Raw genomic sequence first — 15,730 nt, 5'->3', positions numbered from 1 at the left:
GAAGCGTAACGCCCGGTGGATCACCCCTTGGGGCGGTCCGGGGGCGCGAGCAGGCTCAGGGTGGCCCGGGTGTCCGGGTGGTCGGCGCCGAGCAGGCGCAGGCGGGCCGCGTGTACGTCCACGGCCACGGCGTACGCCTCCGCGTCGCGCCCCGACCGGCGCAGGGCGACGGCGAGTTCGTGACCGCTGGCGAGCGTGTCCGGGTGCTCGGGGCCGTGGACGAGGGCGCGCCCGCTGTGCGCGGCGCGCGCCTCGGCGGCGGCCTCCTCGTACCGGCCGAGCAGGATCAGCGTGACGGCCAGGTTGTGCCGGCACAGGAGCGTGCTGGGGTGAGCGGGGCCGCAGGTGGCTTCCCAGGACGACAGGACGCGGCGGTGGGCGGCGTACGACTCCTCGTGACGGCCGAGCTTCCCGAGGACGAAGGCGGCCTGCTGATGGGCGGTGAGGGTGTCGGCATGCTGCGGCCCGAGGACGCGGGCGCGCCGCGCGGCGGTGTCGGTGGAGAGCACGAGGGCGTCGTGGTACCGGTACAACTGGGCGTACAGCGCGGCCAGTTCGTAGGCGCTGTCGAGGGCTTCCGGGTGGTCGGGGCCGAGCAGCAGCCGCTGGTTCTCGGCGATGTGGACCAGGTCCGCGAGCGCCTGCGCGGGATGCCCGGCGCGGCCGACGGCCACGGCGTTGCGCTGCTCCACGACGAGCTGGGCCTGGCGGGTGGGCTCGACGGCGGGGGCGGTGACGGGGGGTGCCTCGGGGACCGGGGGCGGCGGGGGGCCCGGCAGGTGGGTGGTGAAGTGCGCGGCCCCGCCCGCGTACCGCAGGACTCCACGCCCGCCCGAGCGGCCCATGTCGACGGCGTCGATCACGAAGCCGAGGGTGCTCCCGCTGTGCGCGATGACGTCCGGGTCCATGAGCACGATGTGCACGCCGAGTTCGGCGCCCACCTGGCCGGGCCATGTCCGCGTGTCCTCGGCCGCCGCCCGGCCGAGCACGGCGATCAGACGGGGCTCCACGGGCGGCAGCGCCGCACCCGCGGCATGCGCCCCGTCGACCAGGGCCTGACGGCGCCGCAGCTCCAGAAAGAGCGCCGGCACCGCGTCCTGGACGTCGGGCGCGAGGACGACATGGGGCAGGCTCGCCGTCTGGGGGTGCACGCATCGAGTGGCGTCACCGACCAGGACGATCTGCACGTCGGCGGGGGAGTGGTGCGCGCCGAGGCCGCGGACGAGGGCCTCCAGGATCACGGCCTGCTGGTCGGCGGTGCCCCGGATACCGCCGTGGGGGCCCATGCCGTCCAGGTCCAGGACGAGTTCGGCGCCGGAGTTCGTGTGACCGATGGCCGCACCCAGCGCGGCTCTCCGCGAGCCGTTCCGGATGAACTCGTCGAAACGGTCCGCGACTTCGGCCGCCGAGGGCCGCAGGTGCAGCAGCGGGCTGCCGCACAGCTTCAGCTGGTCGTGGAACGCGAGCGGCAGCCCCTGGCCCGCGACCGACTGCAGCAGCTGGCCCAACTGGCTCACGTCGTGCGCGGTCCCGTCCGGGTGCTCCTCCACGCACCACCCCGTCACGCACACGTCGCCGCCCGCGACGAGCACCCGCCGCGCCACCAGGTCACCGTGGACGATCCCCCCGGCGTGCGCGCGGGCGAGCACACCCGCGAGGCGCTGCCCGAACCGGGCGAACTCCACGGCGTCGTCGATCCGCCCCGACGTGACCACGTGCCACTCCAGGTCGGGCGCAGGACGGCCGTCCTCCCAGGTGACCCCCGTCGCGAGCCACGCCGGTTCCTCCGCCGGGTCGAGCGCCACCAGGACCGGGGCCCGCTCGCCGTTGAGGGAGCGCAGCGCCGCCGCCTGCCGGGGCAGCGACATCCGTGCGACCGACCCCGGCCGGGTCAGCCGCAGCGCCGCGACCTCGCCCCTGCCGTCGCCCTCGCCCGTGTCGCCGATCTCGCCCGTGCCGTCGAGTCGGCCGAGGAACAGGCCGGTCGTCGTGCGCGCCGTCTCGTGCCGGGCGAACAGCCGCCAGGGCCCCGCCCACCGCGGATTCCCGGGCAGCAGCGACCGCCAGTCCGAGCCGGGCGCGTCGACGTACTCGGGAACGTCCGCGACGGGCACATCCGTCACGGGAACATCCGCGACGCGAACATCCGCGGCCGGAGCGGACCCGGGCGCCGCGGGCGGCCGACTGCCCTGCGCGGCCCGCACCGGAGAGGCGCCCACCCCCAGCCGCCGCAGCATCCGCTCGTCCACCCACCCGAACGGCCGCGCCCCCGCGCCCGCCCACTCGGTGCCCGCCGGGTGCGCCATCCAGGCGGGGAAGTCCGGTGACCGGCCCGCGAGTTCGGCGAGGAGTCGGCTCACGGCCCGGCCGGTGCGCACCAGCTCCGGCACCGGGGCCGCGCTCAGGAGCAGCGCGCGGGCCTCGTCGCCGAAGTCGAACCCCCGGTGCTGCGGCGGGAGTCCGGCCGACGCGTCCGCGCGGTGCATCAGGCCGCTCAGGAACACCTCCGCCAGATGACCCGTCGTCACCTCCGCGCCGAGCGCGCCCTGCACCAGGCGCATCACCGGAACGGACAGCGGTGCGAGCGCGGCGAGTTGGGCGGCGAGCCGGTACGCCTGCGGGGACGCCGCGTCGCGGAACCGCAGCACCGCCTTCGCGGCGTCCTCGCCGGACGGCCGGGCGTGCGGCACGCCGGGTCCCGTACGCGGCAGGGCTCCCGGATCCGTACGCGACGGGGGCGACGCGACCGGACGGTGTGCCGCCAGGAGCGGCAGCACCGTGCTGGTGCCCGGCGACGCGACGAGCGCCGCCCACGCGCCGACCGCGTCCGGCTTTGGCGCGAGCACCGGCACCGGGACGCCGTCGAACACCGCGAGGTCCGGCGGCAGCACCGGATCGGTCACGTCCCAGGTGAGGTTGGGCGCGCCGCGGCGCCGCGTGGTGACCTGCCAGCGTTCGGCGCGCAGGCCGGAGCCGTCCCACAGGTGCTCGGGCAGCGCGTGCAGCACGGCCGTCGGGCCGTACCGCGCCCACTGCTTGAGGAGCGCGCGCATCCGGCCGTCGCGCCAGGCCGCGCCGACGCCGTCGCTGACGACGAGGACCAGGGTGTTGCCGCCGGGGTCGGTGACGGTGGCGGGCGGCAGCGTGGCCGTGCCGGGGCTGTAGGCGCGGCCGAGCAGGGGCGCGGCGGCGCTGCGGGTGTCCAGGCCGTGGACGCGGACGGTGCGGAAGGCGCCGCTGCGTTCGAGCAGCAGCCGGGTCTCCGCGGCGAGCCGCTGCCACAGCAGCATGGACACGCCGTCGTCGACGAGCAGCGCCAGGTCGAGCCAGCGCGCGCGGCCCGGCCGCAGCACGGCGTCCGCGAGCCCGCTCTCGGCGGCCGAGTCGGCGCTCGCGATCTCGTCCAGCTCCCACCGGCGGCGGTCGGGCCGGCTCTGCTTCAACGGGCGCAGCGCACGCCCCAGTTGGAGCTGCCGGGCACCCAGCGCCTTCGCGCCGGGCGTGCGGACGGGCCGGACGCGCGCGGCCGACGCGGCGGCACCCGGCACGGCGGCACCGTAGAGCGGGGTGCGGGCGGGCGGCGCGGTCCGGGCGGCCGGGGCGCGGGCGTCGGGGGACGCGGCGTCGTGGCGGGACGCCGGGTGCGGGCGGCGCGGCATCGCGTACCCCGGGGCAGGGCCCGCCACGGCGTTCGCCTCGGGCCCCGGTCCGGCGTACGTGGTGCCGGAGGCGGGGGAGCCCTGCGCGGGCCGCAGGTCGAAGTCGGAGTCGGAGCCGGAGTCGAAGTCGGAGCCGGGGTCGAAGTCCGCCGCTTCGTCTTCGTCGAGGACCACCGCGGGTTCCGCGTCCCCGGGGACCGGCGCGTCCGCGGTGTCCGCCGGTGGCGGCGGCGTCAGGCCCGTCGCCCGCGCGAGCGGCGCCGACGCGTCCACGGGCAGCCGCGCCGCCAGCCACAGGGCGTCGACCAGCTCCTCGCGGGAGAGGTCGACACCGCTCGCGGCGAGGGCGGAGAGGACGTCGCGGAGGGCGTGCGGGGGCTCCGCCGCGCCGCCCGCCCAGTCCTCCGGCGGCCATGGCTCCACCGCCTCCGGCGGCCCTGACTCCACCCCTACACCGCCCCGCCCAGCCGGTGCAGCACGGCGTCCAGGAGCGCGCCCGGCGGCAGGTCCACGCCGCCCTTGCGCAGGAACACCGCGTTCAGGAGCTGGTCCGTGGCCAGCTCGCCGGGGGCGCGCCGCGCGAGGAACGTCCGCAGGAGGTCGTCGACCCCGTCCAGGGCCGCGTCGCCGAGGTGGGCCCCGACGATGTCGCGCAGCCGCTGCTCGTCCGGCTCCGCGAGGTCGAGGCGTACACAACGGCGCAGGAACGCGGGCGGGAACTCGCGCTCGCCGTTGCTGGTGATGACGACGACGGGAAACTCGGAGCAGCGGACGCGCCCGCGCACCACGGGCGCCCGGACCTGCGGGTCGGCGGTGAGCACCTCGACCCGCGACTCCTCCTCCGGCAGCCGCGCCAGCTCCGGGATCTCGAACTCGCCCTCCTCGAAGACGGTCAGCAGGTCGTTCGGCAGGTCGACGTCGCCCTTGTCGAGCTCGTCGACGAGCAGGACGCGAGGGCGCTCGCCGGGGACGAGCGCGGTGCCGAGCGGTCCGAGGCGTACGTACGAACCGATGTCGGTGCCGTGCGGGTCCGGGGAACCCGTGGCTCCCTCCCGCTCCCTGCGCAGATCGGACTCCCGTTCCCCGCGCGGACCGGACTCCCGTTCCCCGCGCGGACCGGACTCCCGTTCCCCGCGCGGACCGGACTCCCGTTCCCCGCGCGGATCGGACTCCCGCTCCCTGCGCAGGCTGGACTCCCGTTCCTTGCGCAGGTTGGACTCCCGCAGCCGCCCGATCGCGTCGTACCCGTACAGCGCGTCGCGCAGCGTGGAGCGGCTGTTGACCGGCCAGGTCAGCACGCGGCCGAGGGTCAGCTCGTGCGCGATCGCGTGCGCGAGCGAGGACTTGCCGGTGCCGGGGTGGCCGGTGACGAGCAGCGGGCGGCGCAGCAGCAGCGCGGCGTTGACGATCTCCGACTCGTCGGGGCCGATGAGGTACGGGCGGTGCGTCCGCGCGCCCGCCCCGGTCTCGTCGGGGGACGGCTGCGGCTCCTGCCCCTGCTCCGGCTTCGGCGGGAAGCGGCGCCACGGCGGTGCCTCCGGGAACGTCACGTGGCGGGTCGCGCCGTCGCCGCGGAACAGCCGCCAGTCCCCGGACGCTCGCTCGGCGCCGGTCTCGCGCGGCTGCTGGTCCCACTGCTCTGTCATACGCTGCCTGCTCCTTGAACGGGGGTGCCGGGGGCGCCGGGGATGCTGCTCGGTGCCGCGGGGCCGGGGACGGGCCGCGGCGGTGGTACGTCCGGATCCGTCAGTGCGGTACGGGGACCCTCCCACGCCGCGGGCTCCCACGTGGCCGGGTCCTCCCACACGAGGGCGGGGCGCCCGGGGCACGGCGCGGGCTCCGAGGCCAGCACCCGGCCCCGGAACTCCCGTACGCGGTCGGGGAGTTGGTGCATGAGCCCGGTGGGGGAGAGCGGGTCGAGGCGGTCCGCGTCGGCGTGGTCGCGGGCGTCGCGGTCCCACAGCACGACCGGCACGCCGAGTGCGAGGCAGATCTCCAGGAGCTGGGCGCGCAGGGCGGGCGGGCCGTGCAGGACGACCTGGTTGGCGTCGTGGTGACCGGTCGTCAGGAGCGCGGCGACCTTCCTGCCGTCGGCGTGCGTGCCGTCGACGACCAGCGGGCGGCCGTGTCCGTCGGCCCAGCGGCGGCGGTGCTCGGCCTCGCGCCCGGGCACCCGGCGGCTCATCTCCGGGCAGCGCAGCGTCAGCGGGTAGCACACGCCGAGGGGCAGGCTCGGCACGAACTCGTTCGGGCTGCCCGCGTCCCACTCGTCGACGGGCAGGTGCAGGTCCGTGCGGTCCACGGCGACGTCCACGGCGAGCGGCGTGCCCGCGGGCGCGGAGAGGTCGGCGGCCTCCCGGATGAGGGCGCCCACCTGCTCGGGGGCCAGCGTCTCGTCGTTCGTACCGGTCTGCACGCGGCGTACGCCGCCGTCCGCGAGCCGCTGCCACACGCGGCAGCGGTAGCGCCCGGGCTCCCGCGCGCCGTCCCGGGTGAGCTCCGCGAGGAGCCGGACCACGGGGGCCGTCCGGGACGCCGCCCAGCGCGCGGCGTCCGCGCGGCGCTGGTCGCGGGCCGCCGCGTGCACGCCGAGCCGCGCGCACACCCGGTCGCTCCAGCCGCGCAGCGCCTCGCCCAGGGCGGGGTCGGCGGCCGCCGCGACGAACTCGACGAGGTGCACGAGCGAGGGCACCGGCGGCGAACCCGCGTCCCGCACCGGGTCGTGGTAGTCCTCCAGTTGGCCGATCACGCGCGCGACCGCGGACTCCCCGAGGCGGGCGGTGCACAGCGGCTGCGGCAGCGGCGTGAACCGCAGCGCCTCCCGTGCCGCCCGCGCGGGCAGCGTCGCGTCGGCCGTCACGACCTGGCTCAACGCCCGCTCCAGGAAGGCGAATTCGGAGTGGGACAGCAGCCCGGCCGCCGTGACCGCCCGGCCGACGGCGAGCAGCGGCGTCAACTGCTCGGGCCGCGTTCCGTACGGCCCGACCGCCACCAGCGACTCGCTCAGCGTGGGCAGCGCCCTCGGGGTGGCGAGCAGGTCCGCGGCAAGGGCCTCGACGGACGGCGCGGGCGCGCCGTGCGCAGTGGCGCGCCCCAGCTCGGCGTCCAGTCTGCGCATGTGGTCGGCGCGCACGGCCGGATCCGGCAGCAACGACCGCAGCAGGCCCACGAGTTCGACGGCGAGCGGATCGTCGGGCAGCGGCGGGCGCGCGGAGCGGCACTCGTCGACGACGGCGGCGGCCCCGGCGGCGTGCAGCTGCTCGCGGATCGCCTGCCACGGCAGCGCCCAGGTGCGCCGCAGGGTCTGGCCGGAGTGCGCGGCGTACCCGGCGTCGCCCTGCCCCGGGTGGCCCGAGTGGCCCGGGTGACCCGGACGCGCCGGGTGCCCGAGCCGTCCCACGACCAGGCCCGCCGCGCCCGTCCCGCACTCCGTCCACAACGGCCCGCCGCTGAAGCCGGGGCCGATCGCCGCGCCCGACAACTCTCCGTCCAGATAGCCCAGCGGGCCGTCCAGGAGCTTCAGCCGCGTGTCCGCGAACGTGACCGGATCGCCGACGCCATGCCAGGCCCGCAGCCGCTGGCCCTCCGCCATCTCCGTCCAGGCGACCGGCGCCGTCCCGGGCGGCGCGGGCTCGCTGAGCGACAGGACGCACAGATCGCCGTGCCACGCCGCGCCACCGCTCCGGCGCGGCGGCACCCACACCTCGATCTGCGCCTTGATCCGCACCGTCCGCCGCGCGAAGCCCACTTGGAGGACGTCGTCGACGGGCCGCGCCTCGCTCAGCGGGGCCAGGCCGAGCGCCTCGTTGACGACGTGCGCGCACGTGAGGACGCGGCGCGCGGAGAGCAGCGCGCCCGCGCCCGCGGGGGCCTCGCCCGCCCGCGCGAGCACGGCGACGACCGGGGGCGCGCCGGCCGGCCCGTGCAGGCTTCCGTCCACGCTCAGCTCCTGGTTCCGCCGTCGGCCCCGGCGTGCGCGGAGGCTGTCGCGTCTGTTGTGCCTGCCGCGTCTGCCGCGCCTGCTGTGTCTGTCATGCCTGCTGTGCCTGTTGTGTTCTCGGTACGCCGCCACGTCGCCGACACCGTCATGGTGGCCGTGCCCTTCACCCCGACGATGCCGAGCTTGAGGTCCTTGCCCACCTCGATGCCGAACTCGACGCCGAACTCGTCGGGCGGGTGTTCCGCGCCCGCCACCGAGGCGTGCACCTGGTCGAGCAGCGGCCCGAGCGGCCGGAGCGTCGCGCGCAGCGTGTCGGCGGCCAGCGTGGCGGCGCGGCCGCCGCCGCTGGAGACGGGGCTCGGCACGCCGAACTCCGCGGGCAGGCCGTCCTCGTCGGGGGCGCCGCCCGGCAGCGCGCCCGGGGGCGCGTCACCGACGTCGGCGAGTTCCACGCGCAACGCGGCGCCGGCCAGGTCGAGTTCCAGGTACTCGGGCATGCGCCCATTGTGCCGATCACCGGCCGGTGTGCGGCACGGCTTCGCCACCCCGGAGACGTCGGATTCCCGTTGAGCCCCGGTTTGCGGGCCTCACCCTGCCGCCAATCGCGCCGTCCGCTCGGCCAGTTCGCTGATCCTGGCGCCGTCGTAGCCGAACACCGCGCTGCGGACCCGGTCCCGAAGAGGCTCGCGCCACTGGGCCGGGATCGCCTCCGCCCCGCACAGCACGCCCGCCACCGACCCCGCCGTCGCGCCGTTGGAGTCGGTGTCGAGGCCGCCGCGCACTGTCAGCGCGATGGTGTGCGTGAAGTCCCCGCCGCCGTACAGGAGTCCGGCCGTGAGGACGGCGGCGTTCGGCACCGCGTGGATCCAGCCGAGCCCGGCCGTCTCGCCCGCCACCGTGTCGAGGGCTTCCTCCCAGCTCAGCGACGCCTCGTACAGCGAAGCCACGCGGCGTACCGTCCGCGCGATCCGGCAGCTCGCCGGGATCACCTCGAGCCCGGCCTCCAGCGCGTCCCGGGGCGAGCCCGCCGTGAACGCCGCCGCGATCAGCGCCGCCGCCCACATCGCCGCGTACACGCCGTTGCCGGTGTGCGAGAGCGCCGCGTCCCGGCGGGCGAGGGACGCGGCGCGGCGCGGGTCGCCCGGGCAGGTCCAGCCGAAGATGTCGGCGCGGATCAGCGCCCCGATCCACTCCTGGTACGGATTGTCGTACGTCGCCGTCAGCGGCGGCCTGAGCCCGGCCGTGAGATTGCGGTACGCCACGCGCTCCGCCGTGAACGTCTGGAGATAGGGCAGCCGCAGCAGCCACAGCTCGCCCACCTGCTCGGTGCTGAAGCCGAAGCCGCGCGACTCCAGGAGCTCCAGGCCGAGGATCGCGTAGTCCACGTCGTCGTCGCGGCAGCTGCCGTCGACGCGGCCGCGCACGCAGAAGGGCCACTCCGGGCGCAGCTCGAAGTCGCCGGCCCCGTCCCCGGCGGGGGGTTCGGGCAGGTAGTCGGTGAGGGGGAGCGCGTCGGTGAGCCGCAGGTAGCGGTCGATGCGGTCGCGGGTCCAGTAGTCGCCGTGTTCGACGGGCTTGCCGAGCATGTTGCCGGCGATGCGGCCGAGCCAGCCGCCGTGGATGCGGTCCGCGAGGCGGGGGTCCGTGGGCCGGGGATTCGCGGGGCGGGGGTCCGTGGGCCGGGGGTCCGGTGCCGTCGAGGTCATACGTCCGGTCTACCGAAATCCGGGCGGCGGCGCGCGGGTCCTGGTCCGGGTCTTGGTCCCGGTCCTGGTCCGGGTCTTGGTCCGGGTCTTGGGCCGGGCCGGGGTGATCGATCATCTCTGGCCGCATGCCGGGTCGAGTTGTCCCTGTATAGCCATATAAATCAGGGCAGGTGATCAGTGGGCGGGGCCGACGACCATGGGCAGCGGCCCCCTCCTGCGGTTATGGTCGCTGCGGCGCGACTGCCTTGACGCGAGCAAGGCCCGGAAAGCAAGGGGAATGCAAGGTGGCGGACGCTGCAGTGACGGCGGGAGACGGCGCGGGACACGGCGCCGGGGGCACGGGCCGCGGCCATGTGCTCATCGCCGCGGACAAGTTCAAGGGGTCCCTCACGGCCGTGCAGGTGGCCGAGCGCGTGACGGCGGGCCTGCACCGGGTGGTGCCGGACCTGCCGGTGCGGGCGCTGCCCGTCGCGGACGGCGGTGACGGCACGGTCGACGCGGCCGTGGCGGCCGGTTTCGAACGCCGGGAGGTGCGGGTCACCGGGCCGCTCGGCGCCGAGGTCGTGGCGGCGTACGCGCTGCGGGACGGCACCGCCGTCGTGGAGATGGCCGAGGCCTCGGGGCTGCAACTGCTGCCCGCGGACACGTTCGCGCCGCTCACGGCGACGACGTACGGCAGCGGGGAGCTGCTCCGCGCCGCGCTCGACGCGGGCGCGCACACCGTCGTCTTCGGCGTGGGCGGCAGCGCGACGACCGATGGCGGCGCGGGCATGCTGGCCGCGCTCGGCGCGCGGTTCCTGGACGCCGACGGGGAGCCCGTCGCGCCCGGCGGCGGGCCGCTGCGGGAGCTGGCGTCCGCCGACCTGTCCGGGCTCGACCCGCGGCTCGGCGCCGTCCAGATCGTCCTGGCCAGCGACGTCGACAACCCGCTGACCGGGCCGAAGGGGGCGCCCGCGGTGTACGGGCCGCAGAAGGGCGCCTCGCCGGAGGACGTCGAAACCCTCGACGCCGCGCTCGCGCACTTCGCGCGGGTGCTCGCCCGGGACGTCGGGCCGCAGGCTCTGGAGTACGCGCAGGCGCCGGGCGCCGGGGCCGCGGGCGGGATCGGGTACGGGGCCCTCGTCGGGCTCGGGGCGTCGTTCCGGCCCGGCATCGACGTCATGCTGGACGTCCTCGGCTTCGCGCCGGCGCTGGCCGGGGCGGCGCTCGTCATCACCGGGGAGGGGTCGCTCGACGAGCAGACCCTGCACGGGAAGGCTCCCGCCGGGGTGGCCGCGGCGGCCCGGGCCGCCGGGGTCGACGTCGTCGCCGTGTGCGGGCGGCTCGCGTTGCCGCCCACCGCGCTCGGCGCCGCCGGGATCCGGCGGGCGTACGCCCTCACCGACATCGAGCCCGACGTCGCCCGCTGCGTGGCCGAGGCGGGCCCCCTCCTGGAACGCCTGGCCGCGTCCGTGGCCCACGACTTCCTGACCTGACCGGCACGGGCCCCCACCGCTCCGCGGCGGGGGCCTTCCCCACCCACCCGCCCTTACTGATTGCCCCGAGCGTTGGGGAGACCGGGACTTCGGGGGCGGGCGCGGGGGCGGGCGCGGCGGGCCGCGCGGCCCAGGGCAAGCGGCAACGGCCACCGCTGCAGCTACCGGCGTGGGCCGCTACCGCTGCGTGCCGCCACCGGCGTGGGCAGCTACCGCCGTGTGCCGCTACCGCTGTGTGTCGCTACCGCCGTGTGCCGTCACCGCTGTGTGTCGCTACCGCTGTGGGCCGCCACCGGCGTGTGCCGCTACCGCTGTGGGCCGCTACCGCTGCGTGCCGCCGCCTCCGTGTGCCGCCACCGCGGTGTGCCGCTACCGCTGTGGGCAATCGTCCCGCAGGGCGGGACGGGTGGGCACAGCCCCGGCCGACGGCACCGCCAAGTCCGACCCCAGCCCCGCCCCAGGTGGCGACCGCCCATCCGGCCCACCCGCCGAGGGGGCCAACGGCGCCCCACGCCCAGGGGGCACCCGCCATCCGGCCCACCCCGCCCCGGGGTCCAGCGGCGCCCCACGCCCAGGGAGGGGCACCCCCGACCCCGGGATCACCCCACCCCGCCCAGTCCCGGCGACAGCCGATACGCGTCGAGGGCCAACGTCATCTCGATCAGATCCCGAGGCCGCGCCAACGACCGCGACGTGAGCTGCTCCAACCGCCGCAGCCGGTTGAAGACGGTGTTCCGGTGGCAGTACAGCCGCCCCGCGGCCCGCCCCGCCGACCCCTCACAGTCCAGCCACGCGTCCAACGTCTCAAGGAGCACCGCCCGGTCCCCGGGTTCGAGGGACAGCAACGCCCCGAACACATCCGCCACCAGGCGCCCCGCCAGCTCCGGCTGGCCCACCACGAGAGCCGTCGGCATCCGCCGGTCGAACCGCACGACACCCCCGGCGTCCGCCGGACACGTCCGCAGCGCCAGCTCCGCGAGCCGCCGCGCCTGCCCCAGCTCGGCAAGCCCGCCCACGACGGGACCGATCCCACCGGCCCCCACCCCGAGCCGGTCGAGCAGCGCCACGAGCCCGTCGAGACCGGCCTGCGCCCCCAGCGCCACCACCCCCACCTCGCAGTCCGTCCGCATCCGCCACACGAACCGGAACCCGGCCTCCTGCACCCGCCGGTGCGGCGCGTCCCGCCCACCGCGCCGGTCCACCCGCAGCACCACCACCGCGTACGGCCCCCGCTCCGGCAGATCAAGACCCGCCGCCGCCCGCGCCGCCAGCCCCGGCGCGCTCTGCCCCTCGAGGAGCGCGTCGAGCAGCGCCTGCGCCCGCTCGTCGGTGCGCCGGCGCAGCTCCAGCTCCGTCTCCCGGTACGCGTCGGACGCCGTCACCGCCTGCGCGTCCACCGCCGACCACACCAGCGTCGCCGACCGCAGCAGCGCGGCGAGCCGCTCCGGATCCCCGCCCGACGCCCCTTCGAGCAGCGCGTCCCACACCAGATAACCGGCGTTCCGGTACGAGTGCACCAGCAGGTCCAGCGGCAGCCCCTGCCCGGCCCGCCGCCGCCCGGCCTCCCGCGCGTACTCCAGGTCGCGGCGCGGCGACTCACGGGGCTCCGTGATCGTCTCGATGCCGATCCGGATGGCTTCCTCCGCCTCCCGCCAGTGCTGGTCGTACGGCAGCACCCGGTCGTACGCGGGGGAGTGCTCGGCGAGTTGGCGCAGATGCTCGTCGACCAGCTCCGGGATCCGCGGCAGCAGCGCCACGCACGCCTCCTTGAGCAGTTTCCAGTCGTGCCCGGTGCGTCGTGTGCGCCCGCCCATGCCCCGCCTCCCCCGCTCGCCGTCGTGAGCCGCGTGCCTGATGCGGAGGATGCCACCGGGCGCCCGCCCCGGCAGCACCCCGGCGGGCGGTGCTGTGCCGGTGCACAACGCCCGGCCGCCACCGCTGGGCCCCGGCAGCGTTTCGCCCGCCGCCCGTGGACGCCCGCCCGGCACGGTGCTGAAGTGAACGCCACGCCGCGGAAGGGGGTGCGAAATGGCCGATTCCGACCGCCGACCGGACCGGGCCCGCGAGCCGGACCGGGCCCGCGAGCCGGACCGGGCCCGCGAGCCGGACCGGGCCCGCGAGCCGGACCAAACCCGCGAGCCGGACCAAACCCGCGAGCCGGACCAAACCCGCCAGCCGGACCAAACCCACGAGCCGGACGAGAGCCGCCGGACGGACCGTGCCCACCGCGCCGACCAGAGTCACCACGCCGACCCGATCCGTCAGGCCGACCCGATCCGTCAGGCCGACCAGTCCCATCGAGCCAACCAGCCCCACCGGGCCGACCAGCCCCACCGAGCCGACCCCGTCCACCCCGTCCACCCCGCCCACCACACCCTCTCCGTCCGTGACGCCTGCGTCGGCTACGGCCCCGTCCGCGCCCTGCGGCACGTCAGCCTCGACGTGCCCGACGGCGCCGTCGTCGCCGTGCTCGGCGGCAACGGCGCCGGCAAGTCCACGCTGCTGCGCGCCCTGTCCCGCACCCTCTCCTTCCACGGCGGCGCCCTGACCTCCGGCACCATCCGCTTCGCGGGCCGCCGCGTCGACGGGCTCAGGCCCGAGCGCGTCGTGGCCGCGGGCATCTCCCAAGTGCCCGAGGGCAGGCGGGTGTTCGCCAGGATGACGGTCGCCGACAACCTGCGCGCCGGAGCCCTCGGCTCCACCGGCTCCCGCGCCGCCAAGGCCGCGGCCCTCGCCCGCGTCCACGAACTGTTCCCCGTCCTCGCCGACCGCGCGGGCCAGCGCGCGGGGCTGCTCTCCGGCGGCGAACAGCAGATGCTCGCCGTCGCCCGCGCCCTGATGGCCGCCCCCCGGCTGCTCCTGCTCGACGAGCCCTCCCTGGGCCTCGCCCCGCTGATGGCCGCCCGCATCGCCGACACCGTCCGCGAGATCAACGCCCAGGGCACGTCGGTCCTCCTCGTCGAGCAGAACGCCGCGCTCGCGCTGCGCCTGGCCTCGTACGCGTACGTCCTCGACGTCGGCGAAGTCGCCCTGGAGGGCCCCGCGGCCGAACTCGCCGCCTCCGACGAGGTGCGCCGCCGCTACCTCGGCGTGGTCGACGAGACGGCGGCCGCCGACGCGACCCGCGCCCTCGACACCCCGCCGAGCCTGCGCCGCTGGGAGGCCGACCGATGACCCCGCCCCACGAGGACGACGGCACACCACCGCCCGAGCCCGGCGACGGCGTCGTACCGCCCCTGACCATCCGCGACCTCACCGTCCGCTTCGCCGGTCTCACCGCCCTCGACGCGGTGTCCCTCACCGTCGAACCCGGCACCGTGCACGCCGTCATCGGGCCCAACGGCGCGGGCAAGTCCACGTGCTTCAACGTCCTGTCCGGCGTCTACCGCGCCACGTCCGGCAGCGTCCGCTTCGGCCCCCACGAACTCACCGGCATGCGCCCGCACCGCATCGCGGAACTCGGCATCGCCCGCATCTTCCAGAACCTCGCCCTGCCGCCCCGCGCCACCGTCGCCGACAGCCTGCTCCTGGGCCGCCACCGGCTCACCCGCGCCGGTTTCCTCGGCGCGGGCCTGCGGCTGCCGTCCGCCGCCCGCGAGGACCGGATCCACCGCGAACGCGTCCGCGAGATCGCCGCGTTCGTCGGCATCGAGGACCAGCTCGGCCTGCCCGCGGGCGCCCTGCCGTACGGGCAGCGGAAACTCGCCGAACTGGCCCGCGCCCTGTGCATGGAGCCCCGCCTGCTCCTCCTCGACGAGCCCGTCGCCGGGATGACCGCCGCCGAACGCCGCCGTACCGCCGCCGTCGTCGCGGGCGTCCGCGAGGGCCTCGGCATCTCGATCGTCCTCGTCGAACACGACATGGGGGTGGTGATGCGGCTCGCCGACACGGTGACCGTGCTCGACTTCGGGCGCCGCATCGCGCACGGCACCCCCGGCGACGTACAGAACGACCCCGCCGTCGTCCGCGCCTACCTGGGACAGGAGGCGGCCGGAGCATGAGCACCTTCGCCGAACTCCTCCTCAACGGCCTGTCCCTGGGCTCCGTCTACGCCCTCATCGCGCTCGGCTTCGTCGTGATCTTCCGCGCCACCGAAGTCGTGAACTTCGCCCACGCCTCCCTGCTCCTCGCGGGCGGCTACATCACCGCCTCCCTCCACGACGACCTCGGCTTCTGGCCCGCCCTCGCCGTCGGCGTCGCGGGCGCCGCCGTCGTCGGCGCGGCCGTCGAGTTCTGCGTCATGCGGCGCTACCGCGGCCAGGACCACAGCGTCCTCGCCATCGTCACCATCGGCGTCGACATCCTGCTCACCACCGAACTCACCCGCCGCCTCGGCACGGACGTACTGCCGCTCGGAGACCCCTGGGGCGACTCCGTCCTCACCGTCGGATCCGTCACGATCGCGCACACCCGCATCGCCGCGTTCGTCACCGCCGCGCTCCTCATCGGCATCTTCCTGGCCGCGTTCCGCTACACCTCGTGGGGCGTCGCCATGCGGGCCGCCGCCGAGAGCCCGGAGACCGCCGCCCTGATGGGCGTGCGCCTCGGCCGGGTCTCGCTCGGCGCGTGGGCCGTCGCGGGCGCGCTCGCCGCCGTCGCCGCGCTGTTCCTCACCGTCTTCCCGACCCCGGGCCTCGAACGCGCCACCTCCCTCGCCGCGCTGAAGGCCTTCCCGGCGGCGATCCTCGGCGGCCTCGACTCCACCACCGGCGCCCTCGTCGGCGGACTCGTCGTCGGCGTCACCGAATCCCTCGCCACCGGCTACCAGAGCGACCTCACCTTCCTCGGCCGCGGCCTCGGCGACCTCGCCCCCTACCTCGTGATGATCGCGATCCTGCTCATCCGGCCCGCCGGACTCTTCGGCACGAAGGAGCTCGCCCGTGTCTGAGGTCCCCGTGTCCGAGGCCCGCACCCCCTCCGGCGGCCGCCACCCGAAGCGCCCTCGCCTGA

10 protein-coding genes are annotated in these 15,730 nt (G+C 76.5%); 4 read left to right on the top strand and 6 right to left on the bottom strand.

Annotation, left to right across the window (positions count from 1 at the left end; genetic code table 11):
- Positions 1–20: 20 nt before the first annotated feature.
- From AC0KTA_RS06450 to AC0KTA_RS06430, 5 genes are all read right to left on the bottom strand, one after another.
- The gene (locus AC0KTA_RS06450; RefSeq protein WP_481054137.1) at positions 21–4,106 is read right to left on the bottom strand and encodes an SAV_2336 N-terminal domain-related protein; all 4,086 of its coding nucleotides are present in this window, start codon (positions 4,104–4,106) and stop codon (positions 21–23) included.
- A 2-nt stretch (positions 4,107–4,108) separates the two neighbouring features.
- Positions 4,109–5,305 (bottom strand): MoxR family ATPase, encoded by a 1,197-nt coding sequence (locus tag AC0KTA_RS06445; protein ID WP_481054136.1) that lies wholly within the window; start codon positions 5,303–5,305, stop codon positions 4,109–4,111.
- Positions 5,302–7,599: a VMAP-C domain-containing protein gene (locus tag AC0KTA_RS06440; protein ID WP_481054135.1), complete on the bottom strand. Its 2,298-nt coding sequence runs from the start codon at positions 7,597–7,599 to the stop codon at positions 5,302–5,304. The genes AC0KTA_RS06445 and AC0KTA_RS06440 overlap by 4 nt, the downstream gene beginning before the upstream one ends.
- A gap of 2 nt (positions 7,600–7,601) precedes the next feature.
- Complete coding sequence (locus tag AC0KTA_RS06435; protein ID WP_481054134.1) at positions 7,602–8,096, bottom strand: CU044_2847 family protein; 495 nt, start codon at positions 8,094–8,096, stop codon at positions 7,602–7,604.
- Between the two features lie 90 nt (positions 8,097–8,186).
- Positions 8,187–9,305, bottom strand: a complete 1,119-nt coding sequence (locus AC0KTA_RS06430; RefSeq protein ID WP_481054133.1) for an ADP-ribosylglycohydrolase family protein — start codon at positions 9,303–9,305, stop codon at positions 8,187–8,189.
- A gap of 353 nt (positions 9,306–9,658) precedes the next feature.
- Between AC0KTA_RS06430 and AC0KTA_RS06425 the strand changes: the two genes are divergently transcribed.
- Entirely contained in the window at positions 9,659–10,780 is a 1,122-nt protein-coding gene (locus tag AC0KTA_RS06425) for a glycerate kinase (RefSeq protein ID WP_481056329.1), read from the top strand.
- Positions 10,781–11,379: 599 nt separating this feature from the next.
- Here the strand turns inward: AC0KTA_RS06425 and AC0KTA_RS06420 are convergent.
- Positions 11,380–12,594, bottom strand: a complete 1,215-nt coding sequence (locus tag AC0KTA_RS06420) for a PucR family transcriptional regulator (protein WP_481054132.1) — start codon at positions 12,592–12,594, stop codon at positions 11,380–11,382.
- A gap of 607 nt (positions 12,595–13,201) precedes the next feature.
- Here AC0KTA_RS06420 and AC0KTA_RS06415 point away from each other — a divergent pair.
- From AC0KTA_RS06415 to AC0KTA_RS06405, 3 genes are read left to right on the top strand one after another with little or no spacing between them, the layout of a single operon-like run.
- Positions 13,202–13,954 (top strand): ABC transporter ATP-binding protein, encoded by a 753-nt coding sequence (locus AC0KTA_RS06415; protein ID WP_481056328.1) that lies wholly within the window; start codon positions 13,202–13,204, stop codon positions 13,952–13,954.
- Positions 13,951–14,781: an ABC transporter ATP-binding protein gene (locus tag AC0KTA_RS06410; RefSeq protein WP_481054131.1), complete on the top strand. Its 831-nt coding sequence runs from the start codon at positions 13,951–13,953 to the stop codon at positions 14,779–14,781. The genes AC0KTA_RS06415 and AC0KTA_RS06410 overlap by 4 nt, the downstream gene beginning before the upstream one ends.
- Entirely contained in the window at positions 14,778–15,668 is an 891-nt protein-coding gene (locus tag AC0KTA_RS06405; protein WP_481054130.1) for a branched-chain amino acid ABC transporter permease, read from the top strand. Before AC0KTA_RS06410 ends, AC0KTA_RS06405 begins: the two co-directional genes overlap by 4 nt.
- The last annotated feature ends 62 nt before the right edge of the window (positions 15,669–15,730 follow it).

This window comes from Streptomyces sp. Y309, from assembly GCF_056712025.1.
Note: the sequence above shows the minus strand (reverse complement) of the source record. Positions and strands in the feature narration are given on the sequence as shown.

Bases quoted from the DNA above. Each gene is read 5' to 3' on its own strand.
- AC0KTA_RS06405 (WP_481054130.1), top strand. From the start codon at position 14,778: ATGAGCACCTTCGCCGAACTCCTCCTCAACGGCCTGTCCCTGGGCTCC.
- AC0KTA_RS06445 (WP_481054136.1), bottom strand. From the start codon at position 5,305: ATGACAGAGCAGTGGGACCAGCAGCCGCGCGAGACCGGCGCCGAGCGA.
- AC0KTA_RS06435 (WP_481054134.1), bottom strand. From the start codon at position 8,096: ATGCCCGAGTACCTGGAACTCGACCTGGCCGGCGCCGCGTTGCGCGTG.
- AC0KTA_RS06420 (WP_481054132.1), bottom strand. From the start codon at position 12,594: ATGGGCGGGCGCACACGACGCACCGGGCACGACTGGAAACTGCTCAAG.
- AC0KTA_RS06410 (WP_481054131.1), top strand. From the start codon at position 13,951: ATGACCCCGCCCCACGAGGACGACGGCACACCACCGCCCGAGCCCGGC.
- AC0KTA_RS06430 (WP_481054133.1), bottom strand. From the start codon at position 9,305: ATGACCTCGACGGCACCGGACCCCCGGCCCACGGACCCCCGCCCCGCG.